Origin of the sequence: Stenotrophomonas sp. YIM B06876 (assembly GCF_030711595.1) — a bacterium.
In the GTDB taxonomy this organism is placed as follows: Bacteria; Pseudomonadota; Gammaproteobacteria; order Xanthomonadales; family Xanthomonadaceae; genus Stenotrophomonas.
This window is the reverse complement of the sequence record NZ_JAUJUJ010000034.1, coordinates 1-18,986: the sequence shown is the minus strand read 5'-3', so window position 1 is coordinate 18,986 and position 18,986 is coordinate 1. Positions and strand designations below refer to the sequence as shown.

At 66.1% G+C, this 18,986-nt stretch carries 14 protein-coding genes; 10 read left to right on the top strand and 4 right to left on the bottom strand.

Going from position 1 to position 18,986, the window contains the following annotated elements; translation table 11 throughout:
- The 3 genes from QZH66_RS12320 to QZH66_RS12310 all read right to left on the bottom strand — a co-directional run bounded on the left by QZH66_RS12320 (nucleotide 1) and on the right by QZH66_RS12310 (nucleotide 3,947).
- Nucleotides 1–849, bottom strand: a complete 849-nt coding sequence (locus QZH66_RS12320) for a MurR/RpiR family transcriptional regulator (RefSeq protein WP_305806238.1) — start codon at nucleotides 847–849, stop codon at nucleotides 1–3.
- Between the two features lie 558 nt (nucleotides 850–1,407).
- Nucleotides 1,408–2,505, bottom strand: a complete 1,098-nt coding sequence (locus QZH66_RS12315; protein WP_305806237.1) for a dipeptide epimerase — start codon at nucleotides 2,503–2,505, stop codon at nucleotides 1,408–1,410.
- Nucleotides 2,502–3,947 carry an SH3 domain-containing protein gene (locus QZH66_RS12310; protein WP_305806236.1) on the bottom strand — a complete coding sequence of 482 codons (1,446 nt, stop codon included), beginning with the start codon at nucleotides 3,945–3,947 and terminating at the stop codon, nucleotides 2,502–2,504. The genes QZH66_RS12315 and QZH66_RS12310 overlap by 4 nt, the downstream gene beginning before the upstream one ends.
- Nucleotides 3,948–4,098: 151 nt before the next feature.
- On the opposite strand from QZH66_RS12310, the gene QZH66_RS12305 reads away from it, so the two are divergent.
- The 10 genes from QZH66_RS12305 (at nucleotide 4,099) to QZH66_RS12260 (ending at nucleotide 15,205) form a co-directional block, all read left to right on the top strand.
- Nucleotides 4,099–5,577, top strand: a complete 1,479-nt coding sequence (locus QZH66_RS12305; protein WP_305806250.1) for a transglutaminase domain-containing protein — start codon at nucleotides 4,099–4,101, stop codon at nucleotides 5,575–5,577.
- 43 nt (nucleotides 5,578–5,620) lie between these two features.
- A complete protein-coding gene (locus tag QZH66_RS12300; RefSeq protein ID WP_305806235.1) occupies nucleotides 5,621–8,659 on the top strand; it encodes a TonB-dependent receptor in 3,039 nt (1,012 codons plus the stop codon).
- Nucleotides 8,660–8,735: 76 nt separating this feature from the next.
- Nucleotides 8,736–10,274, top strand: a complete 1,539-nt coding sequence (locus QZH66_RS12295; protein ID WP_305806249.1) for a serine hydrolase domain-containing protein — start codon at nucleotides 8,736–8,738, stop codon at nucleotides 10,272–10,274.
- A gap of 25 nt (nucleotides 10,275–10,299) precedes the next feature.
- Nucleotides 10,300–10,983, top strand: a complete 684-nt coding sequence (locus QZH66_RS12290; RefSeq protein WP_305806248.1) for a M15 family metallopeptidase — start codon at nucleotides 10,300–10,302, stop codon at nucleotides 10,981–10,983.
- Between the two features lie 58 nt (nucleotides 10,984–11,041).
- A complete protein-coding gene (locus QZH66_RS12285) occupies nucleotides 11,042–11,239 on the top strand; it encodes a CPXCG motif-containing cysteine-rich protein (protein ID WP_305806234.1) in 198 nt (65 codons plus the stop codon).
- Nucleotides 11,240–11,286: 47 nt separating this feature from the next.
- Entirely contained in the window at nucleotides 11,287–11,679 is a 393-nt protein-coding gene (locus QZH66_RS12280) for a hypothetical protein (RefSeq protein WP_305806233.1), read from the top strand.
- A 216-nt stretch (nucleotides 11,680–11,895) separates the two neighbouring features.
- Nucleotides 11,896–12,222, top strand: coding sequence for an EF-hand domain-containing protein (locus QZH66_RS12275; RefSeq protein ID WP_305806232.1), 327 nt, complete (start codon nucleotides 11,896–11,898; stop codon nucleotides 12,220–12,222).
- Between the two features lie 93 nt (nucleotides 12,223–12,315).
- Nucleotides 12,316–13,074, top strand: a complete 759-nt coding sequence (locus tag QZH66_RS12270; protein WP_305806231.1) for an HAD family hydrolase — start codon at nucleotides 12,316–12,318, stop codon at nucleotides 13,072–13,074.
- Between the two features lie 144 nt (nucleotides 13,075–13,218).
- Entirely contained in the window at nucleotides 13,219–13,749 is a 531-nt protein-coding gene (locus QZH66_RS12265) for a hypothetical protein (RefSeq protein ID WP_305806230.1), read from the top strand.
- Between the two features lie 91 nt (nucleotides 13,750–13,840).
- Nucleotides 13,841–15,205: a VOC family protein gene (locus tag QZH66_RS12260; protein WP_305806229.1), complete on the top strand. Its 1,365-nt coding sequence runs from the start codon at nucleotides 13,841–13,843 to the stop codon at nucleotides 15,203–15,205.
- Between the two features lie 584 nt (nucleotides 15,206–15,789).
- On the opposite strand, the gene QZH66_RS12255 is transcribed toward QZH66_RS12260, so the two are convergent.
- Nucleotides 15,790–18,909 carry an efflux RND transporter permease subunit gene (locus QZH66_RS12255; RefSeq protein ID WP_305806228.1) on the bottom strand — a complete coding sequence of 1,040 codons (3,120 nt, stop codon included), beginning with the start codon at nucleotides 18,907–18,909 and terminating at the stop codon, nucleotides 15,790–15,792.
- Nucleotides 18,910–18,986: the final 77 nt, after the last annotated feature.

The window sequence follows — 18,986 nt, the reverse complement described above, 5'->3', positions numbered from 1 at the left end:
TCAGTTGTCGATCAAATGCTGGATCCGTTCCTGGTTCACGCCGAGTTGGCGCTGCCGGTCCGGGTTGGTGTGGCACAGCAGTACGAACACGAAATCCAGCAGGTATTGCAGTGAGCAACGGTACAGCAGTTGCGCCACATGCGGCGTCGGGTTGTGGGCGCAGATCACCAGTGCGGCATCGGCGTGCGCGCGCAGCGGATTGGCACTGTGCCGGGTGATCGAAACCACTTTGCCACCGCCTTGCTGGAACTGGCGCGAGAGCTGCCACAGCTGCGGCAGCTTGCCGAATTCGGAGAACACCAGCATCACGTCGCCAGGGCGCGCGGCCGAAAGGTTGGCCATCATCAGCACCGGATCGGCGTGCTGCACGGTGAGGATGCCCAGCAGCGACAGGCGCATGGCGAATTCGCGCGCGTACAGGCCATCGTCGCCGAGGCCGTAGATGAAGACCTTGGGCGCGGTATCGATCAGTGCGACGATGGTTTCGATATCGCGCTGCGGGTTGGCCTCGCGGGTTTCCTCTTCGGCGTCGGCCTTGCTGCGGCGCAGGTGGTCGGCGATCTGCGCAAAGCCGCTTTCCGGCACCTGTTCGGACGCGACCGCATCGCCGCCGTTGCCGACCCGCGCGACGGCATCGCCAATCGAGTATTTCAGGTCCGGATACCCCTTGAAGCCGAGTTTCTGGCTGAACTTGACGACGCTGGACTGGCTGATTCCCAGCGCATTGGCCAGCTGTTGCGAGGAATAGTCACGCAGCAGGTGGGCGTTGTCGAGGATGAAGTCGGCGATGCGACGTTCGATGGCCGACATGTGGTCGCGCTCGGAGCGGATTTTTACCAGAGGGGACATGGCGGCGGCGTCGGCTGTCTTGGGAGGACTCTAAGGGATTGCCAGCGGCTGCGGTGCTTTTTGTTGCTGCGGTTTTTTCACGTTCCGATACACGCGAGAGCAAGAGCAAGAGCTTTCGCTTCCGCTTCGCGGCGAGCGAGTCACTTTTCTTTGCTTGTGCAAAGAAAAGTAACCAAAAGAAAGCACAGCCGGGACGCGATCCGATGCGATGGAGCCGCATCGGTTCCCTGCGCTCCGCGCGGCCCGGGGGCCGGCGCACAACTCGCTGCGTTCAGACACGTGCACTTCTTCGTCCCCCGTTCCACAGCCGTGCCCGGCTCGCTCTACGGCGGTGGCGGAAAGTCAAAAGCGGTGCAAAATCAACGGCAACGGCAACGGCAACGGCAACGGCTGCGAAAGCGCCGAGTGCAGAAGCAGCAAGCGCAGAAGCAGCAAGCGCAGAAGCGTGGGTGGGGTCGGTTGCCTTCGCGTTCGGGTACTTCGTTGCGTGTGCGCTGCCAGCAGGCGAACGTGCGGCGACGGCAACCGAAGGTGGGCCGGATGCCGTCGCCAGTGCGGTCACAGCTTCAGCATCTCCAGCCCGCGTACTTCGGTGATGCCCAGTCCTGGCGCGTTGGTGATGGTGATTTCCGACTCGTTGAAGATCACCCCGCCTTCGACCGGGTTGAACAGGCACAGCGACGGGCCGTCCAGGTCGACCTTGCTGATCGCCTCGCTCTTGGCCACGGCCAGGTGCACGGCGGCGGAGACGCTGATGCTGGATTCGATCATGCAGCCGATCATGCATTGCACGCCGTAGATCGAGGCGATGTCGGCAATCTTCACCGCGTTGGAAATGCCGCCGGTCTTCATCAGCTTGATGTTGATGATGTCCGCGGCGCGCTGCTGGATCAGGTCGAACACCTGCGAGGGATTGAACACGCTCTCATCGGCCATCACCGGGGTGTTGACCCGGTCGGTGACGTACTTCAGGCCGCTGATGTCGGCGGCCTTGACCGGCTGCTCCAGCAGTTCCAGCACCACCCCGGCGTTTTCCAGTTCGCTCATCGCAAACACCGCCTGCTTGGCGGTCCAGCCCTGGTTGGCATCCAGCCGCAGCAGGGCGCGGCCTTCGACCGCGGCGTGGATCGCCTTGACCCGTTCGATGTCCAGACCGATGTCCTTGCCGACCTTGATCTTCAACGATTCGAAACCGCGCTCGATCGCCGACAGCGAGTCGGCCACCATCTTGTCGATGTAGTCCACGCTGATGGTGATGTCGGTGGTGATCACCGGATCGCCACCGCCGAGCATCTGGTACAGCGGCGCGCCATGCAGTTGCCCCCACAGGTCGTAGACCGCGATCTCCACCGCCGCCTTGGCGCTGGTGTTGCGCTCCAGCGCGGACTGGATCAGCCCGCAGATGCGGTTGAGGTTGGCGATGTCCTCGCCGATCAGGCGCGGCTTGATGAAGGTGGTGATGGCTTCGATGATCGAGCCGTGGGTGTCGCCGGTGATCACCGCGGTGGCCGCGGCCTCGCCATAGCCGGTGTGGCCGCTGTCGGTACGGATCAGCACCACCACGTCCTCCACCGTTTCCACGGTGCGCAGGGCGGTCTTGAACGGGGTTTTGAGCGGCACGCGGAGCATGCCCAGTTCGATGTCGGTGATTTTCATTCTTGGGTCTGCGGCCGGATGCGCTGGAGGTTGCTGATGCGATCGATATAGCTGGCGGTGTCGCTGGCCATCATCGGCTCCAGCGGGGTCACCGAAACCCCATTGAGGTGGGCGTGGACGCGGCTGCCGCCGGCATCGAACCAGCTGCCGCCGGAGGTGTCGTGGATGACCCAGGTCAGGCCGCCGGCGTGGCCGATGGCCATCATCACGTGGCCGGGAATGTAGACCAGGTCGCCCACCTGCAACCCGGCGATGGCAGCGTCGCGCCGCGCCTTGCCGTCCTTGTCGCTGAAGGCGATACGGTCCAGGGCCGGGCTGACCGCCTGCGCGCTGGTATTGCGTGGCAGCAGCACGCCGAAGCTGCGGTAGATCTCCGAGACGAACCCGCTGCAGTCGCGGGTATCGTAGGAGTGGCCCCAGCCGTAGCGTTCGCCGAGGAACTTGAACGCCTGGGTGAGCAGGTTGCGCGGGGTCAGCGCCAGGTAGTCGCTGGCGGTCTCCTGCGAGCGCGGCAGCAGCGCCGGTACCAGCGCCAGGCTGCCGTCGGCGTTGCGCACCGGCAGCTGGATCACATGGCTGGCGTGGGCCTGCTGGCCGTTGACCGGTTGCATCGCCGGCCAGTCTTGCAGCACCGGCACGCGCACGCCCATTTCCAGCTGCAGGCCGGACACGCGCGGCTCCTCGGGCGTGTGCGCGGTGAACGCGGTGGCGCCGGTGACCACCCGGTATGGACCGCTCGCCGCATAGCCGAACACCTGCGTCGCGCTGCCGATCCCGACAAAACGCTTCTCCATCCATGCCGTGTAACGTTCGCTGGTCACGAATACCCAGCGGCCATCGGCGCTTTCATGCAGCACCGCAACCGCATCGCCGGGGAACAGCGCCGACTCCTGGAAGCGGTCGATATCGGTATCGCCCTGGCTGCTGAACACGCGCAGGTCGGTGGGAAAGGCGCGCAACGCGGCGCGATGGGTGACCAGTCCGTATTGCAGCGGACGGCTGGCCGGGATCTTCGCCAGCGCCAGGTTGTGGGCAAGTGCGCGCAACTGCGCGGCAGTGACGGGCTTGCCGGCCACGTCATACAGCGGGCGCGTGGGCACTACGGAAATGGCGTTGATCTGCGCCTGCACCAGCGCCCGCGGCACGTCCGCCGGCAATTGCCGCAGATCATGGATCGAACTGTCCAGGGCGCGCATGCGCGCGTTCTGTGCGGCGATGCCGGCGCGGTCCAGGATCAACCGGTCCGGATCGGGCAGCTGGGCGATCCAGTGGGAGGCGGACAGATAGTCTTCCTGCAGGCCAACGATGCCCGCAAACGCCGGGGAGGGTGCGGGTGGGAGCGCGGCGGCAGCGGACGTGGTCCACACCAGTGCGGCGATAGCCAGCGCCTGCGGGAGCTGGCGCAATCGCCGTCGCTGGTTGCGGGATGGGACGAGATTCATGGGCGGACCCTTGATGGAAGCTTTAGGAATACTTATTCCTTTCGCTGGCGAAAGCAAGAATAAATTATTGACCGAGTGCCGGGGGCGTGTTACACAGCCTTACCACCCCGCACGTGGAAGTGTCGCCGTGGATCGAGTTGCAGGCCAGGTAATGCACATGATCGGCCCTGCCAGCCGCAGGTGGGCTGCGCCGTTGCTGTTGGCATTTGCCGGGGCGACGTCCGCGGCGGCACCGGCACCGGCGCCCGAACCATTGGCGCAGCTGGTGGCGCGTATTGATCGCGGCGATTTTGCCGGCGCCCAGGCCCGGATCACCGATGCGCTGCAACGTGCCGGTCTGGATGCGCAGGCGCGCAGCGACTACGCCTTCCAGCAGGAGCGTATGCGGCGCATGCGCCTGGATTTCAGCCTGGATGAGGCGCAGGCCAAGGCGCGCGTGCGCCGCTGGATCCCCGATCTGCGCGATGACGAATTCCAGGCCTGGGACGAGGCCGGCTGGATCGAGCATCTGGATATCGATGGCCAGCGCCGCTGGTTCAACCGCGCACCGTCCAACCTGTTCCGGGTCAGCCGCGCCGCGGCCGCGCGCCGCGCCGCGGACATTCCGCCGCCCACCGAAGGGCCTTACGAGCGCCTGGCGCCGCATCATGCCGAAGTCGTGGCGGCCGCACAGGCGCAAGGCCGCAACAGCGTTGCCCCGCGCCGGGTCCGGGTGACCCAGTCGATCAAGGTCCAGGCGGACGCCGTACCGGCCGGAAAGACCGTGCGCGCCTGGATTCCCTTCCCGCGCGCCATCGCCGGGCAGCAGGACGCGATCGGCATGCTGGCCAGTGTGCCGGCGGGGGCGAAGATCGCGCCGGAATCGACGTTGCAGCGCACCGCCTATCTGCAACGCACCGCGGTAGCGGGCACGCCCACCGAATTTTCAGTCAGCTACGAGCTGACCATCCACGCCCGCCACTTCGCCATTGATCCGCAACGGGTGCTGCCGACACCGGCCGATCCGGCGCTGGCGCTGCATCTTGGCGAGCGGGCGCCGCACCTCGTGTTCACCCCGGCGCTGCGCGAATTTTCGCGCCAGGTGGTGGGCGACGAGACCAACCCGTACCACATCACCCGCAAGCTGTTTGCGGCGGTGGACCGCATTCCGTGGGGCGGCGCACGCGAATATTCCACCATCACCAACCTCAGCGATTACGCGCTGCACGCCGGGCACGCCGATTGCGGCCAGCAGACCTTGCTGCTGATCGCGCTGCTGCGCTTGAACGGCATTCCCGCGCGCTGGCAGTCGGGCATGGTGTATTCGGACAACGCGGTGGGCTACAGCAATCTGCACGATTGGGGCGCGGTGTATCTGGCGCCCTATGGCTGGGTGCCGATGGACGTGACCACCGGCGCGCTGGACAGCCCGGAGCCGGCGTTGCGCGACTTCTATCTGGGCGGGCTGGATGCCTATCGCATCACCTTCAACGACGATTACGCACAGCCGCTGGTGCCGGCCAAACAGCATTTCCGTTCGGAAACTGTGGACTCGCAACGCGGCGAAGTGGAGTGGGAAGGGGGAAATCTTTACTTCGACCAGTGGGACTACGACTTCCAGTGGCAGGTCCTGCCACTGGCCACGCCGTGAGGCGGTCAGCAACAACCAAACAATCTGCAGGAGAGAGCAGGGGATGAACCGGAAAATTTTGAAGAAGGCGGCGTTGTCGGTCGCATTGGGTGCGTGTCTGGGCGCGATGGCGCCGATGGCGATGGCACAGAGTGCGACCGGTGCGATCGCCGGCCGTGCCAACGGCGGTGACCAGATCACCATCGTCAACAACGCCACCGGGCTGACCCGTTCGGTCACCGTCAACCGCGATGGCAGCTACCGGTTGAGCCAGTTGCCGGTGGGTGACTACAGCCTGCAGGTCAAGCGCGATGGCCAGTCGGTGAAGGAGCCGGTGGGCGTCACCGTGTCGCTGGGCGGCACCACCACGGTCAATCTGGGTGGCAGCAGTGATGCCATCACCCTGGATTCGGTGCAGGTGGTCGGTTCGCAGATCGTCAACCGGGTTGATGTCCACTCCACCGAGAGCTCGTTCAACGTCAACCGCGAGGAGCTGGCGCGGTTGCCGGTGGCGCAGGACCTGTCTTCGGTGGCGCTGCTGGCGCCCGGTGTGATCAGTGGCAATTCCGGGTTTGGCGGGATCTCGTTCGGCGGCTCCTCGGTGGCCGAGAACTCGGTCTTCATCAATGGGTTGAATGTCACCGATTTCTACAAGCGGCAGAGCTTTTCGGCAGCTCCCTTCGCGTTCTTCGAGGAATTCCAGATCAAGACCGGCGGCTATTCGGCCGAGTTCGGTCGTTCCACCGGTGGCGTGATCAATGCGGTCAGCCGTTCGGGCAGCAACGAATTCAAGGGCGGCGCGACGGTGACGTTCGAGCCGTCGGCTTTCCGCTCGACGGCGGAAGACCACTTCTACAACGATGGCCGGGTCAACGTCCGTTCCAGCCATGACACCCGCAGCTTCACCAAGACCAACGTCTGGGGTTCCGGTCCGCTGGTCAAGGACAAGCTGTTCCTGTTCGCCATGTACGAGCAGCGCGACAACCACTCCGGCAACACCAACCCTGGCGGTGACAAATGGACCAAGGGCGAGTCGAATAACGGCTTCTGGGGCTCCAAGCTGGACTGGAACATCAGTGACAACCATCTGCTGGAGTTGATGGCGTTTTCCGACAAGGGCGATGCCGATACCGAAATCTATACCTACAACTTCGCCACTTCGACCATCGGCAGCAGTGCGCCGAGCCAATCCACCTCCTCCAGCGGTGGCACCAGCGGCTCGGTGACCTATACCGGCCATTTCGGCGACAACTTCACCGCCAAGGCGATGTACGGCAGCAATCGCAGCAGCAGCTACAACCGCTCGCCGGCGGATGGCCCGTGCGACTTCGTTACCTACGAGAATTCCAGCTACGGCGCGATCTATCGCGCCATGGGCAGTCCGGTGCTGGGCTGCCACCCGGGTGGCACGATCATCAATCATGAAGATGAGCGCATCGCCAAGCGGCTGGACTTCGAGTGGTTCCTGGGTGATCACCAACTGCGCTTTGGCTGGGACCACGAGCTGATGACCACCGACCGCAGGACGGTCTACCCGGGTCCGACCCGCAAGTACTACACCGCTTATGGCACCAAGCCGGGCAATCTGCTGGATAACGGTGCGGTGGTGCCGTCGGGGGTGGACGCCATCCTGCGGGCACGCGAGCGTTCCGACGGCGGCGTGTTCGACATCAAGGCCAGCGCTTTCTATCTGGAGGACAACTGGAACGTCACGCCGAACCTGATGCTGAACCTCGGCGTGCGCATGGACAACTTCGAGAACATGACCACGGTGGGGACCACCTTCACCAAGCAGGACAATCTGTTCTCGCCGCGGCTGGGCTTCTCGTGGGATATGAAGGGCGACGGCAGCACCAAGCTGTTCGGCAACCTCGGCCGCTACTACATGCCGATCCCGAGCATCCTCAGCTACAACTTCGCTGGCGGTCTGCTCGACGAATATACCTACTACGCGCTGAGTGGCTGGCGCCAGGAAACCAATCCGGTCACCGGTGCGCCGTATATGGCGCCGATCATCGGCGCCCAGATCGGCCCGGTCGACCAGTCGCAGAACATCGCTGTGCAGGACCTGCGCCAGAGCGTGGACCGGGACCTGGATGCGGTGTACCAGGATGAGGCGATCCTCGGCTTCCAGACCATGATCAACCAGGCCTGGTCGTGGGGCGTCACCGGTACCTACCGGCGCATGCCCAATGCGATGGATGACATGCGCATCAACGCGCTGTGCGGCAAGCGCCATGGCAATTTGTGGCCGATCGCCAACCCGGGCGACAAGCTGACCCTGTGGGGCACCAAGGCGCAGGGCTGTGCCCAGGACGGCTGGGTCACGATCGACACCTCCAAGGAGGGCTACATCATGGCCGGCAGCGAGAAGATCATCGGCTACTCCAAGCCCAAGCGCACCTACAAGTCGCTCGAGTTCCAGATCGACCGCGCGTGGGATGACAAGTGGGCGTTCAATGCGTCCTACCTGTGGTCCAAGTCGTCAGGCAACCACGAAGGCCCGGTGAACTCGGATACCAACTACGCCGACACCGGCATGGTCCAGCATTGGGATCACCCGGCCAACAACCAGCGCTATGGCGATCTGTTCAACGACCACCGCCACCAGATCAAGCTGCGTGGCAGCTACAAGCTCAACGAGATGTGGGCATTCGGCAGCACCCTGACCGCGCTGTCCGGCGGCCCGATCACCGCGTTCGGCGTGACCTGGCCGGATGAAAATGCTGCGATCGCCAGCTACACCAGCACCGGCAGCGGTGGCGGTACCGGCTGGCTGTGCGTGGACAAATGCGGCATAGATCCGGTTACCAAAATTCCCTACACCTATAAGGAGCGTGTGTACCGGTATTCGCCGCGCGGTGATTTCGGGCGCATGCCGTGGATCTACAACCTCGGCGCCACCGTCACCTGGACGTTGCCGGTGGAGGGTATCGACCTGAAGGCGAGCCTGTCGGTCTACAACCTGCTCAATACGCAGGAAGTGATCAACGTGGCCGCCCGTTATGAAGGCCAGCCGGGCGTCATGCGCGACACCTTCGGCACCGGGACGCGCTGGCAGTCGCCGCGTTACGCCCAGCTGCAGGTGAACTGGAACTTCTGATCGTGAGTTGAACAGACGGCCCGCTACGGCGGGCCGTCTGCTTTTGGGAGAGAGTGAGGTGATACGAACTGGAATTCTGAGCGTGCTGGGAGTGGTCGCCTTGGCCTGCGCGTCGCCCGCGCGGGCCACCGGAGCGCCGGCATTTGATGCACTGGTCGACCAGGCGGTGCAGCACTACCAGCTGCCGGGTATCGCGGTGGGTGTGATCGAGGACGGCAAGGTCGTCTACCGCGGCACCCGTGGCGTGCTTGCCGTGGGTGAAGGGCGCCAGGTCGATGCTGATACGCTGTTCAAGATCGCCTCCAACACCAAGGCGATGACCGCCGCGCTGCTGGCGCGGCTGGTGCAGGCCGGCAAGCTGCGCTGGGACGACCCGGTGACGAAACACCTGCCGCAGTTCCGCATGTACGATCCGTGGGTAACCGCGAACATGCAGGTGCGCGACCTGCTGATCCACAACAGCGGCCTGGGTCTGGGCGCCGGCGACTTGATGCTGTGGCCGGAGCCGAACCAGTTCGATCGCGCCGACATCATTGCCGGACTGGCGCACCTGCGGCCGGTGAGCAGCTTCCGCTCCGGATATGCCTACGACAACCTGCTGTATGTGGTCGCCGGCGAAGTTGCCGCGGCGGCGGGCGGCAAGCCGTATGCGCAGCTGGTGCGGCAGGAAATCTTCCAGCCGCTGGGCCTGCAGCGCTGCCAGGTTGGCGCATGGTCGCCGGCCAGGGTGGGCAACATCGCCTTGCCGCACTCGCGCCAGGCCGGCCACAACATCGCCGCCGCGCCGGACCCGGCCACGGTGGACGATTTCCCGTCGATGGCGGCCGGTGGCATCCGCTGCGGCCTCAACGACATGCTGCGCTGGATGCAGGTGCTGCTGGACCCGGCACTGGTACCGGGGTGGCTGGATGCAACCCGGCGCCGCGAACTGTGGACGGCGCATATGCCAATGCCGATCAGCCAGCGTCTGCGCGACTGGGACAACACCCGTTTCTACGCCTATGGCTACGGCTGGCGGCTGTCGGACATGGATGGGCAGTGGAAGGTCGCCCATACCGGCACGCTGTCGGGCATGTATTCCTCGCTGGCGCTGCTGCCGGACCGCAAAACCGGCGTGGTGATCCTGGTCAACACCGAAGCCGAAGACGCGCGCACCGCGTTGATGCAGGCCCTGCTCAAGCAGTACACCGCCGCGCAGGCGGCGCCGGATGTGCTGCATTACGCCGGTTTGATCGCCGAAGGACAGCGGCAACGGCACGCGGCCGGCCAGCATGCGCCCGACACCTCGGACCGGACGGCAGCCACGGCGGCGGAATTTTCCACCCATGCCGGGGTCTGGCGCGATCCCTGGTTCGGCGAGGTGCGGCTGTGTCCACACGGTGATGCGGTCGGTTTTGCATCGGTCAAATCGCCCCAGCTGCGCGGCCAGGTGATGCGGTGGCAAGCGCGCTGGCTGGTGCAGTGGCCGCAGCTGGGTGAGGATGCCGAGGCATGGCTGGAGTTTGGCCAGGACGGGGAGGGCCCGGTGCTGCGCATGAACGCGATCGACCCGGATATCGACTTCAGCTATGACTATCAGGACCTGCAGTTCCGCCGGATCGGCGATTGTGGGTAGGCGCGGCGGCCGCGCGCTGGCCGCGTTGGCTCTGGCGCTGGCGCTGGCGCTGGCGTTCTCCGCCGCCGCGGTGGAGATATCACCGGCGGCGGACGCGGCGCAGGCCGGGATGGTGGAGATCGGCGCGGTGGCGCCGGATATCGCGCTGGATATGCGCTATGCCGGCAGCGACAACTTCACCGGGCGGCCGGTGCCCGGTTACGGCGTGGCCCGCTGCTATCTGCTCACCCCGGTGGCACAGGCGCTGGCCCGGGTGCAGCAGGCGCTGCGGGCGCAGGGTTATTCGTTGCAGGTGTTCGATTGCTATCGCCCGGCGCACGCGGTGCGCGCGTTCGTGGCCTGGGCGGCGGACCTGGACGATCAGTCGACCAAGGCGCGCTACTACCCCAACGTGGACAAACGCGAGTTGCTGGGCAGCTACATCGCCGAAACCTCCGGTCACAGCCGCGGCGCCACCGTCGACCTGGGCGTGCTGGATTGCCGCTCCGCACCCTGCGTCGCGCTGGACATGGGCACCGGGTTCGATTATTTCGATCCGCGCGCCCATACCGCCCATGCCGGGCTGGAACCGGCGCAGCGCCGCCACCGCCAGCTGTTGCTGGACGCGATGGCGGAGCAGGGCTTTTCCAACTATTCGCTGGAATGGTGGCACTTCAGCTGGCAAGCGGCATCGGATTCCACCACCGCCTACGATTTTCCGCTGCGTTGACAGGACGTTAGCGCCACTGCGTGATGATGGGGGCAGCGCTTTTTTCCGGAGCAGCCCCATGTCGGCCGATACCCAGTTCCACACGGTGCAATGTCCCTACTGCGGCGAAGCCACCGACCTGGTGGTGGATGTCTCGATGGCCGAGCAGCAGTACATCGAGGATTGCCAGGTGTGCTGCCGGCCGATGACCGTGTGGGTGAGCATCGACGACGACGAGATAGCGCATGTGCGGGTTGCGGCCGAAGACGACGGATAAGCCGCGCAACTGGCTAGACTGTGGCGTCTCCGTCACGGGTGTCGCCGATGAACCTGGCCTTGCACTTTGGCCTGTTGGGATCGCTGGAAGCGGGACTGATCGCGTTGCTGCTGGGTTTTTCCGTGTTCTATCTGTGCCAGTACCTGTGCCGGCGCGCAGGCGGCTCGCACGGGCTGGCCATTGCCTGTGCCTGCGGCGTCGCCCTGGTGCTGGGGGCCGGCATCGATGTCTGGAAGCTGTTCTACCTGGGCATCGTGCGACTGGAGTCGCCGCTGTACGCGCGGATCGCGCTGGCCAGCATCCACGATCCCGATCAGCTGGGAACCCGCGTGGTGCTGGAACTGATCGGTGGGCTGACCGGCGTGGCCCTGGGCTGGTGGGCGTTCAGCTCGCGCTTGGCGGCCGACGGCGCCTCTGCACACAAGCAGCCCCCGCCTTGAGTGCGCTGCGCGTCGCAGTTTCCGGCTCATTGAACGCGCGCGCTACGGTGCGTTCACCCGTGCCTAACCGCAGCGGTAGCCGCTTGCGATGTGCGGGGGGTTAACGCGGCGTGTGCGGCGCAATTCCCCCACAAACGCGATTCAGCCAGGCGCTGGCACGTTGATGGCCGTGCGGAACCACCGCGCGATTTTCCCCGTAAAAAGAGGATGCCATCGATGAAATTTCGCAATCGCAATACGCTGTTCGCCTTGATCGCCGCCGCTGCCGCCACACTTTCGCTGCCGGCGATGGCGCAGCAGCAAGCGCAGCCGGCAGCACCGCCTGAGGCCGCCGGGGCGGCGCAAGCTGCGGTACCGGCCGCGGCAGCGGGATCCGGACAATCCTGGGCCAGCGTCGACACCGACAGCGATGGGGCCATCAGCACATCCGAGGCGCAGGCCCATGCCGGGTTGGCCCAGGTCTTTGAGCAGGCCGACAGCAATCACGATGGCAAGCTGACCCCGGACGAATACCGGCAATACGTGGCCTCGCAGCAGAAGTAAGCTGCCGCCCGCGGCAGCCAGCTGCAGCACCGAAGGGCGGCCATAGGCCGCCCTTCTTCTTGTCGCGCGCGGCCAGCCCGGTATTCTTGGCCAATGGATATCGCCCACCCATTGCGCCCGCACGCCATCGGCCTGGTCGGCTTCGACGGTGACGACACCCTGTGGAAGAGCGAGGACTACTACCGCCTCGCCGAGCAGGAATTCGAAGCCATTCTCGGCCACTACATCGATCTGCACGATGCCGGCACGCTGCAGCACCTGCTGGCCGTGGAGCGGCGCAATCTGAAGGTGTTCGGCTACGGCGTGAAGGGCATGACGCTGTCGATGATCGAGGCGGCGATCGAGCTGACCGATGCGCGCATTGCCGCCCGCCATCTGCAGCAGGTGGTGGAGATCGGCCGGCGCACCCTGCAGCATCCGGTCGAACTGATTGACGGCGTGCGCGAGGCGGTGGCCGCCATTGCCGAAGAATATCCGGTGGTGCTGATCACCAAGGGAGACCTGTTCCACCAGGAACAGAAGATCGCACTGTCGGGGCTGCGCGACCTGTTTCCGCGGATCGAGATCGTCTCGGAAAAGGATCCCGCCACGTACGCCGGGGTGCTGGCCGAATTCGACCTGGCGCCGGCGCGTTTCGTGATGGTGGGCAATTCGCTGCGCTCGGACATCGAGCCGGTGATCGCCCTTGGCGGATGGGGCATCCATACCCCGTACGCGGTGACCTGGGCGCACGAAGCCGACCATGGCGTGGCCGATGACGAGCCGCACCTGCAGTATGCCGCCACCCCCGGCAACTGGCCGCAGGCGGTGCGCGAGATCGAGGCGCGGGCCGAGCGCGCGGCGACGGCGTAACGCCGCACCCGCGTTTGCAGTTGGGGGACGCCAACGGCGGCGACGTTGGCGCCGCGCCAGCGTAAACCGGTGCCGTAGGCGCAGCCGGGTGGAAGCCAGCGGCGCGCGCTGACAGGTTGCCGCGGCTTGCGGCACAATCGGCGCATGTGCCTCCGCCTGATCCTCTGCTGTCTTCTGGCCCTGCCGGCGTCCGCACTGGCGCAGCAGGTCGTCCCGGCGGCGACCGCAACGCCGCGGTATGTGCCTGCCACCGGCGATGCCTGGGTGGATCGGCACCTGGTCGATATCAACCGGTATGCGGCGCGCTATCCCGATGCGTTCCTCGATGAGGTGGTGCGCTATGCCGGGGTGCCGCACGGCTATGCCGCGGCCCTGTTGCAGGAGCACGGCTGGCAAGCCGGCGACCTGTATTTCGCCTGCTTCTGGGGCAAGGTCATCGGCACCGGTTGCCGCGAGCCGGTACGCGCCTGGTCCCGCGATCCTGCCGGTGGCTGGGCCGCGGTGGTGAAACGGCTGCCGGTGGCGCCCGACAACCTGCACTGGCGGGCCTTGCGCCATGCCCTGGTCGCCAGCTATGACCACTGGGACCGGCCGATCGAGCTGGATGCGCTGCTGCGGCGTCAGCTGGGTGATCGTGCGCAGCGCGACACGCGGGCGGCCCATCCGCCGCAATAGACGGGGGACGATGTTGCTGTGCAGATAGGCGTACAGCGCGCATCCGGGCGAAAATGCCGGGCTCCGTCCCTCCATCTCCGCGCGCCCTGACATGACTGCCGACCGTTTCGTTTCCCCGGACCATATCCGCAGCCTGTTCTCGCAGGCGATGTCGCACATGTACCGCACCGAGGTGCCGCTGTACGGCACGCTGGTCGAGCTGGTGGGCGAGGTCAACTGCCAGGTGCTGGAGGCACAGCCCGAGGTGGCGCACCAGATGCAGCTCAGCGGCGAGCGCGAGCGGCTGGATGTGGAGCGCCATGGCGCGATCCGCGTCGGCACCGCGCAGGAACTTGCCACCCTGCGCCGGCTGTTTGCGGTGATGGGAATGCAACCGGTGGGCTACTACGACCTGGCCGTGGCCGGGGTGCCGGTGCATTCCACCGCCTTCCGCCCCATCGCGCTGGAAGCGCTGACGCGCAATCCGTTCCGGGTGTTCACCTCGCTGCTGCGGCTGGAATTGATCGAGGACGCGGCGCTGCGCGCGCAGGCGGCCGCGATCCTGGCGCGTCGCCGCATTTTCACCCCCGATGCGCTGGCGCTGATCGAGCAGTGCGAACGCGACGGCGGGCTGGATGAAACCGATGCCTGGCGGTTCGTGATCGAAGCGCTGGAAACCTTCCGTTGGCACAACCAGGCCACCGTGTCGCTGGCCACCCACCAGGCTTTGCATCAGGCGCACCGGCTGGTGGCCGATGTGGTCAGTTTCCGCGGGCCGCACATCAACCACCTCACGCCGCGCACGCTGGATATCGATGCGGCGCAGCGGGAAATGCAGCGCCGCGGCATCGCCGCCAAAGCGGTGATCGAAGGGCCACCGCGCCGGCACTGCCCGATCCTGCTGCGCCAGACCAGCTTCAAGGCGCTGGAGGAGCTGGTGCATTTCCCGGCGGGAGAAGACGCTGAGGCCGGCACCCATACTGCGCGCTTCGGCGAGATCGAACAGCGTGGCCTTGCGCTGACGCCGAAGGGACGCGCGCTGTACGACCAGTTGCTGGCGCAGGCGCGTGACAACGACGGGGCAGGCAGCACGGGCGAGGATTATCCGCAGCGGCTGCAACGCGCGTTTGCGGCGTTCCCCGACGACCACGCCACGTTGCGTCGCGAAGGCCTGGGCTACTACCACTATGCGTTGACCGCAGCCGGTCGTGCGGCTCCGCTGGCCGCGCGCACGCAGCCGGTCGAGGCACTGCTTGCACAGAAGCTGGCCGTTGCCGAACCGGTCATCTACGAGGATTTCCTGCCGGTCAGTGCCGCGGGCATCTTCCAGTCCAATCTCGGCGGCGATGAGCAGCGCGCCTACGCAGCCCGCACCAATCGTGCCGGCTTCGAACAGGCGCTGGGCGCGCCGGTGCATGACGAATTCATGCTGTACCAACAGCTGCAGGACGAATCGCTGGCGCAGTTGCTGGGCTGAGCAACTGTTGCAGCCGGCATGCGGGATGTGCGCAGTTGAAGGCGGCACCCAGGCGAAGTGAAATTCCTGCCGGTGCCGGTGCCGGTGCCGGTGCCGTTTTGAATTTTCAGCGCCTCAAAACGGGCCAGGCACCGCAGCCTGGAACGGCCGTAGAGGCGCCCTTGTTTGAGCGGAGCGAGTTTGGGCGTCGTGCCGTTCCAGGTGAGGAGCGCAGGGTACCGATGCGGCTCCATCGCATCGGCTCGTGTCCAGCGCAGGCGGTTTTGGCTACTTTTGGCAAGACAAAAGTAGCTCGCACCAGCGGTGTGAAAGCCTTTACCTGCTTTCAGAGCTTTGCTGTATCGCGGTGTTCTTTTACAGGTCTGCCAAAGGATGGATGCTGCGAGCCGCGTCAACAGCAAGGGCTTTCGGTTGCCTTCGGCACCCGAGTAACTTTGTCCTGGCAAAAGCAACCAAAACCGCTGGCGCCGGTTCCCTGTGCTCCCCGGAGAAGCAAGGGACGGCGCGGAACTGGCACCCGCGCCTCTTCGTCCTTGCTTTCACCGCGGTGCCCGGCTCGCATCAAGCGCCACCGCGCGCCCGGCTCAGGCGCGCGCGGCCAGTTTCAGCAGGCGCCGCTCGCGCCGACGCGCACGCCGGTCGCGCCAGCGCTGCTGCAGGCACGAGAAGATCACGTACAGCGCCGGGGTGCTGAGCAGGGTCAGGCTCTGCGAGATCAGCAGCCCGCCGATCATCGCGATGCCCAGCGGACGCCGCAGCTCGGAGCCTTCGCCCAGCCCGATCGCCAGCGGCAGCGCGGCGAGGATGGCGACCATCGAGGTCATCATGATCGGGCGGAAGCGCACGATGCTGGCTTCGCGCGCGGCTTGCAGCGGTGACAGGCCGTGCTCGCGGCGCGCCACCAGCGCGAAGTCGATCATCATGATCGCGTTCTTCTTGACGATGCCGATCAGCAGCACCAGCGCGATCATCGAGATCACCGACAGCTCGGTATTGGTCATCCACAGCGCCAGCAGCGCGCCCATGCCGGCGGCCGGCAGCGTGGACAGGATGGTCACCGGGTGCACCAGGCTCTCGTAGAGCATGCCCAGCACGATGTAGACGGTGATGATTGCCGCCAGTACCAGGATCAGCATCGACGAGGGGTCGGCGTTGAAGCCGAAGCCGCCGCTATCGGCCAGGCGGATATCACCGGGCATGCGCAGCCCCTCCACCGTGGCCTTGATGATGTCCTTGGCCTCGCCGGCACTGACGCCCGGAGCGAGGTTGTAGCTCAGGTCCATCGTGGTGTACTGGTTTTCGTGGGTGATCTGTGGCGGCGACAACCCGGGTACCTGATGGGCCACGGCGGTGATCGGAATCATCTTGCCGCCGCGGCTGGGGACGTAGATCTGGTCCAGCGCCGCCGGGGTGGCGGTCTGCCCGGGCAGCGCGTTGACCACCACGCTGTACTGGTTGAGGTCGGAGAAAATGGTCGAGATCTGGCGTTGGCCGAAGGCGCCATACAGGGCACCGTCGATCGCTCCGATCGAGACCCCGAGCTGGGCCGCCTTGGTGCGGTCGATCACGATGTTCTGGCGCAGTCCGGCGGTGTCGACATCGGTGCCGACATCGCGCAGCTTGGGGTTCTTCTTCAGCGCGGCCTGCAGCCTGGGCAACCATTCCTGCAGCTGGGCCAGGTCGTTGCCTTGCAGCGAGGCGCGGTACTGCGCGCCCTGGCTGGCGCCGCCGCCGTCATCGCTGGGCAGGTCCTGGATCGCGCGCAGGCGCAGCTGCAGGTCGGGATAGCGGTCGGCCTTGGCACTGAGCCGGGCCAGCACCAGTGCGGTGCTCTCGGTGCGGCCTTTGCCCAGCGGCTTGAGCTCGACGTTGAACTGCGCACTGGAACCCTGCCGGCCGCTGCCCAGCCGCGCGCCGACGGTCTTCACCGCCGGGTCGGCCATCAGCATGTCGCTGATGCGGTGCTGGCGGTTGACCATGTCGGCGAACGACACCGTCGCGCTGGAATTGGCACGGCCCCAGATCAGGCCGGTGTCCTGCGGCGGGAACGCGCCCTTCTTGACCGCGCCGAACAGGAAGCCGGTGACGACGATCAGCAGCAGCGGGGTGAGCGCCAGCAGCAGCGCGTGGCGCAGCGAGAAATCCAGGGCCACGGTGTACAGACGCAGCATCGCCGCGTGGCCGCGATCGAGCAGGCGGCCCAGGCGGCCGGGTTTTTCCGGCTCGCGGTGCGCGGACAGGAAGCGGCTGCACAGCGCCGGGGTCAGGGTCAGCGAAACCACCATCGACACCACGATGGCGGCGACCAGGGTGATGGTGAACTCGCGGAAGAACGCGCCCATCATGCCGCTGGCGAACAGCAGGGGAATGAACACCGCCACCAGCGAGGCGGTGATCGAGACGATGGTGAAACCGATCTCGCGCGCCCCGGCCAGCGCCGCCTGCATCCGGGTCATGCCCTGGTCGAGGTGGCGCATGATGTTTTCAATCACCACGATGGCGTCATCGACCACAAAGCCGATCGCGATCACCAGCGCCAGCAGGCTCAGGTTGTTGAGGGTGAAGCCCAGCGTGTACATCACCAGTGCCGCGCCGGCCAATGACAGCGGCACGGTCACCGCGGCGATCAGGGTCGGCGCCAGCCGGCGCATGAACAGCGCCATGGTCAGGACCACCATCGCCAGACTGATCAGCAGGGTGATCTGCACCTCGTGCAGCGACGCGCGGATGGTCGGGGTGCGGTCGAAGTAGGGGGTCAGCCGGGTGCCGGGTTGCAGGTAGGTGCGCAGGCCCGGGATCTGCGCCTTCACCCGGTCCACGGTCTCGACGATGTTGGCCCCGGCGCGGGTGAACACATACATCACCACCGCCGGCTTGCCATCGAACCAGGCGGCCTGGTAGGCATCCTGCTGGCCGTCGTAGACATGGGCGACATCGCGCAGGCGCACGATCCGGCCGTCGTGGTTGGCGATCACCAGCTGGGCGAAGTCGGCCGCCTTGGCCACCGAATCGTTGACGATGATCGCGGTGGTGCTGGCGTCATCGGACAGGAACCCGGTGGGCGAGGTGACATTGGCCGCACGCACCGCGTTGCGCAGATCGTCCGGGGTCAGCCCCAGCGAGTTGAGCGCGCGCAGATCCACGTCCACCCGCACCGCCGGCGTGGAGGCGCCGGCGATGTCCACCGAGGAGACCCCGGAGATCTGGCGCAGGCGCTGCGCCAGCAGCGAGTCGGCGACGTTGTACAGCTCGGCGGCCGATTGCGTCTGCGAGGTCAGCGCGATCGCGATGACCGGGTCATCGTTCGGGTTCGCCTTCTGGTAGCGCGGCGTGCCCATGCCCGCCGGCAGGTCGGCCTGGGCGGCATTGATCGCGGTCTGCACGTCCTGCGCGGCGGCATCGATGTCGCGGTCGGTCTTGAACACCATGAACACCATGCTGCTGCCTTCCGAACTGGACGAGCGCATGCGGTCCACGCCGGGCAGCTGACCCAGGTGGCGCTCCAGCGGGGCGGTGACGGTGGCGGCCATGGTGCTGGCATCGGCGCCGGGCTGGCTGGCCTGGACGAAGATCACCGGGATCTGGATGTTCGGCAGCGCCGCCACGCCCAGCTGCAGGTAGCAGATCATGCCGACCACGAACAGGCCGATCGCCAGCAGGGTGGTGCCGATCGGGCGGCGGATGAACGGGCCGGAGATGTTCATCGGCAGCTCCCGCGACCGCCGGCCGCACCGGCCAGCAGCGCAAGGGCGCGGCACGGCAGGGGCGCGTGGCGGGGTTC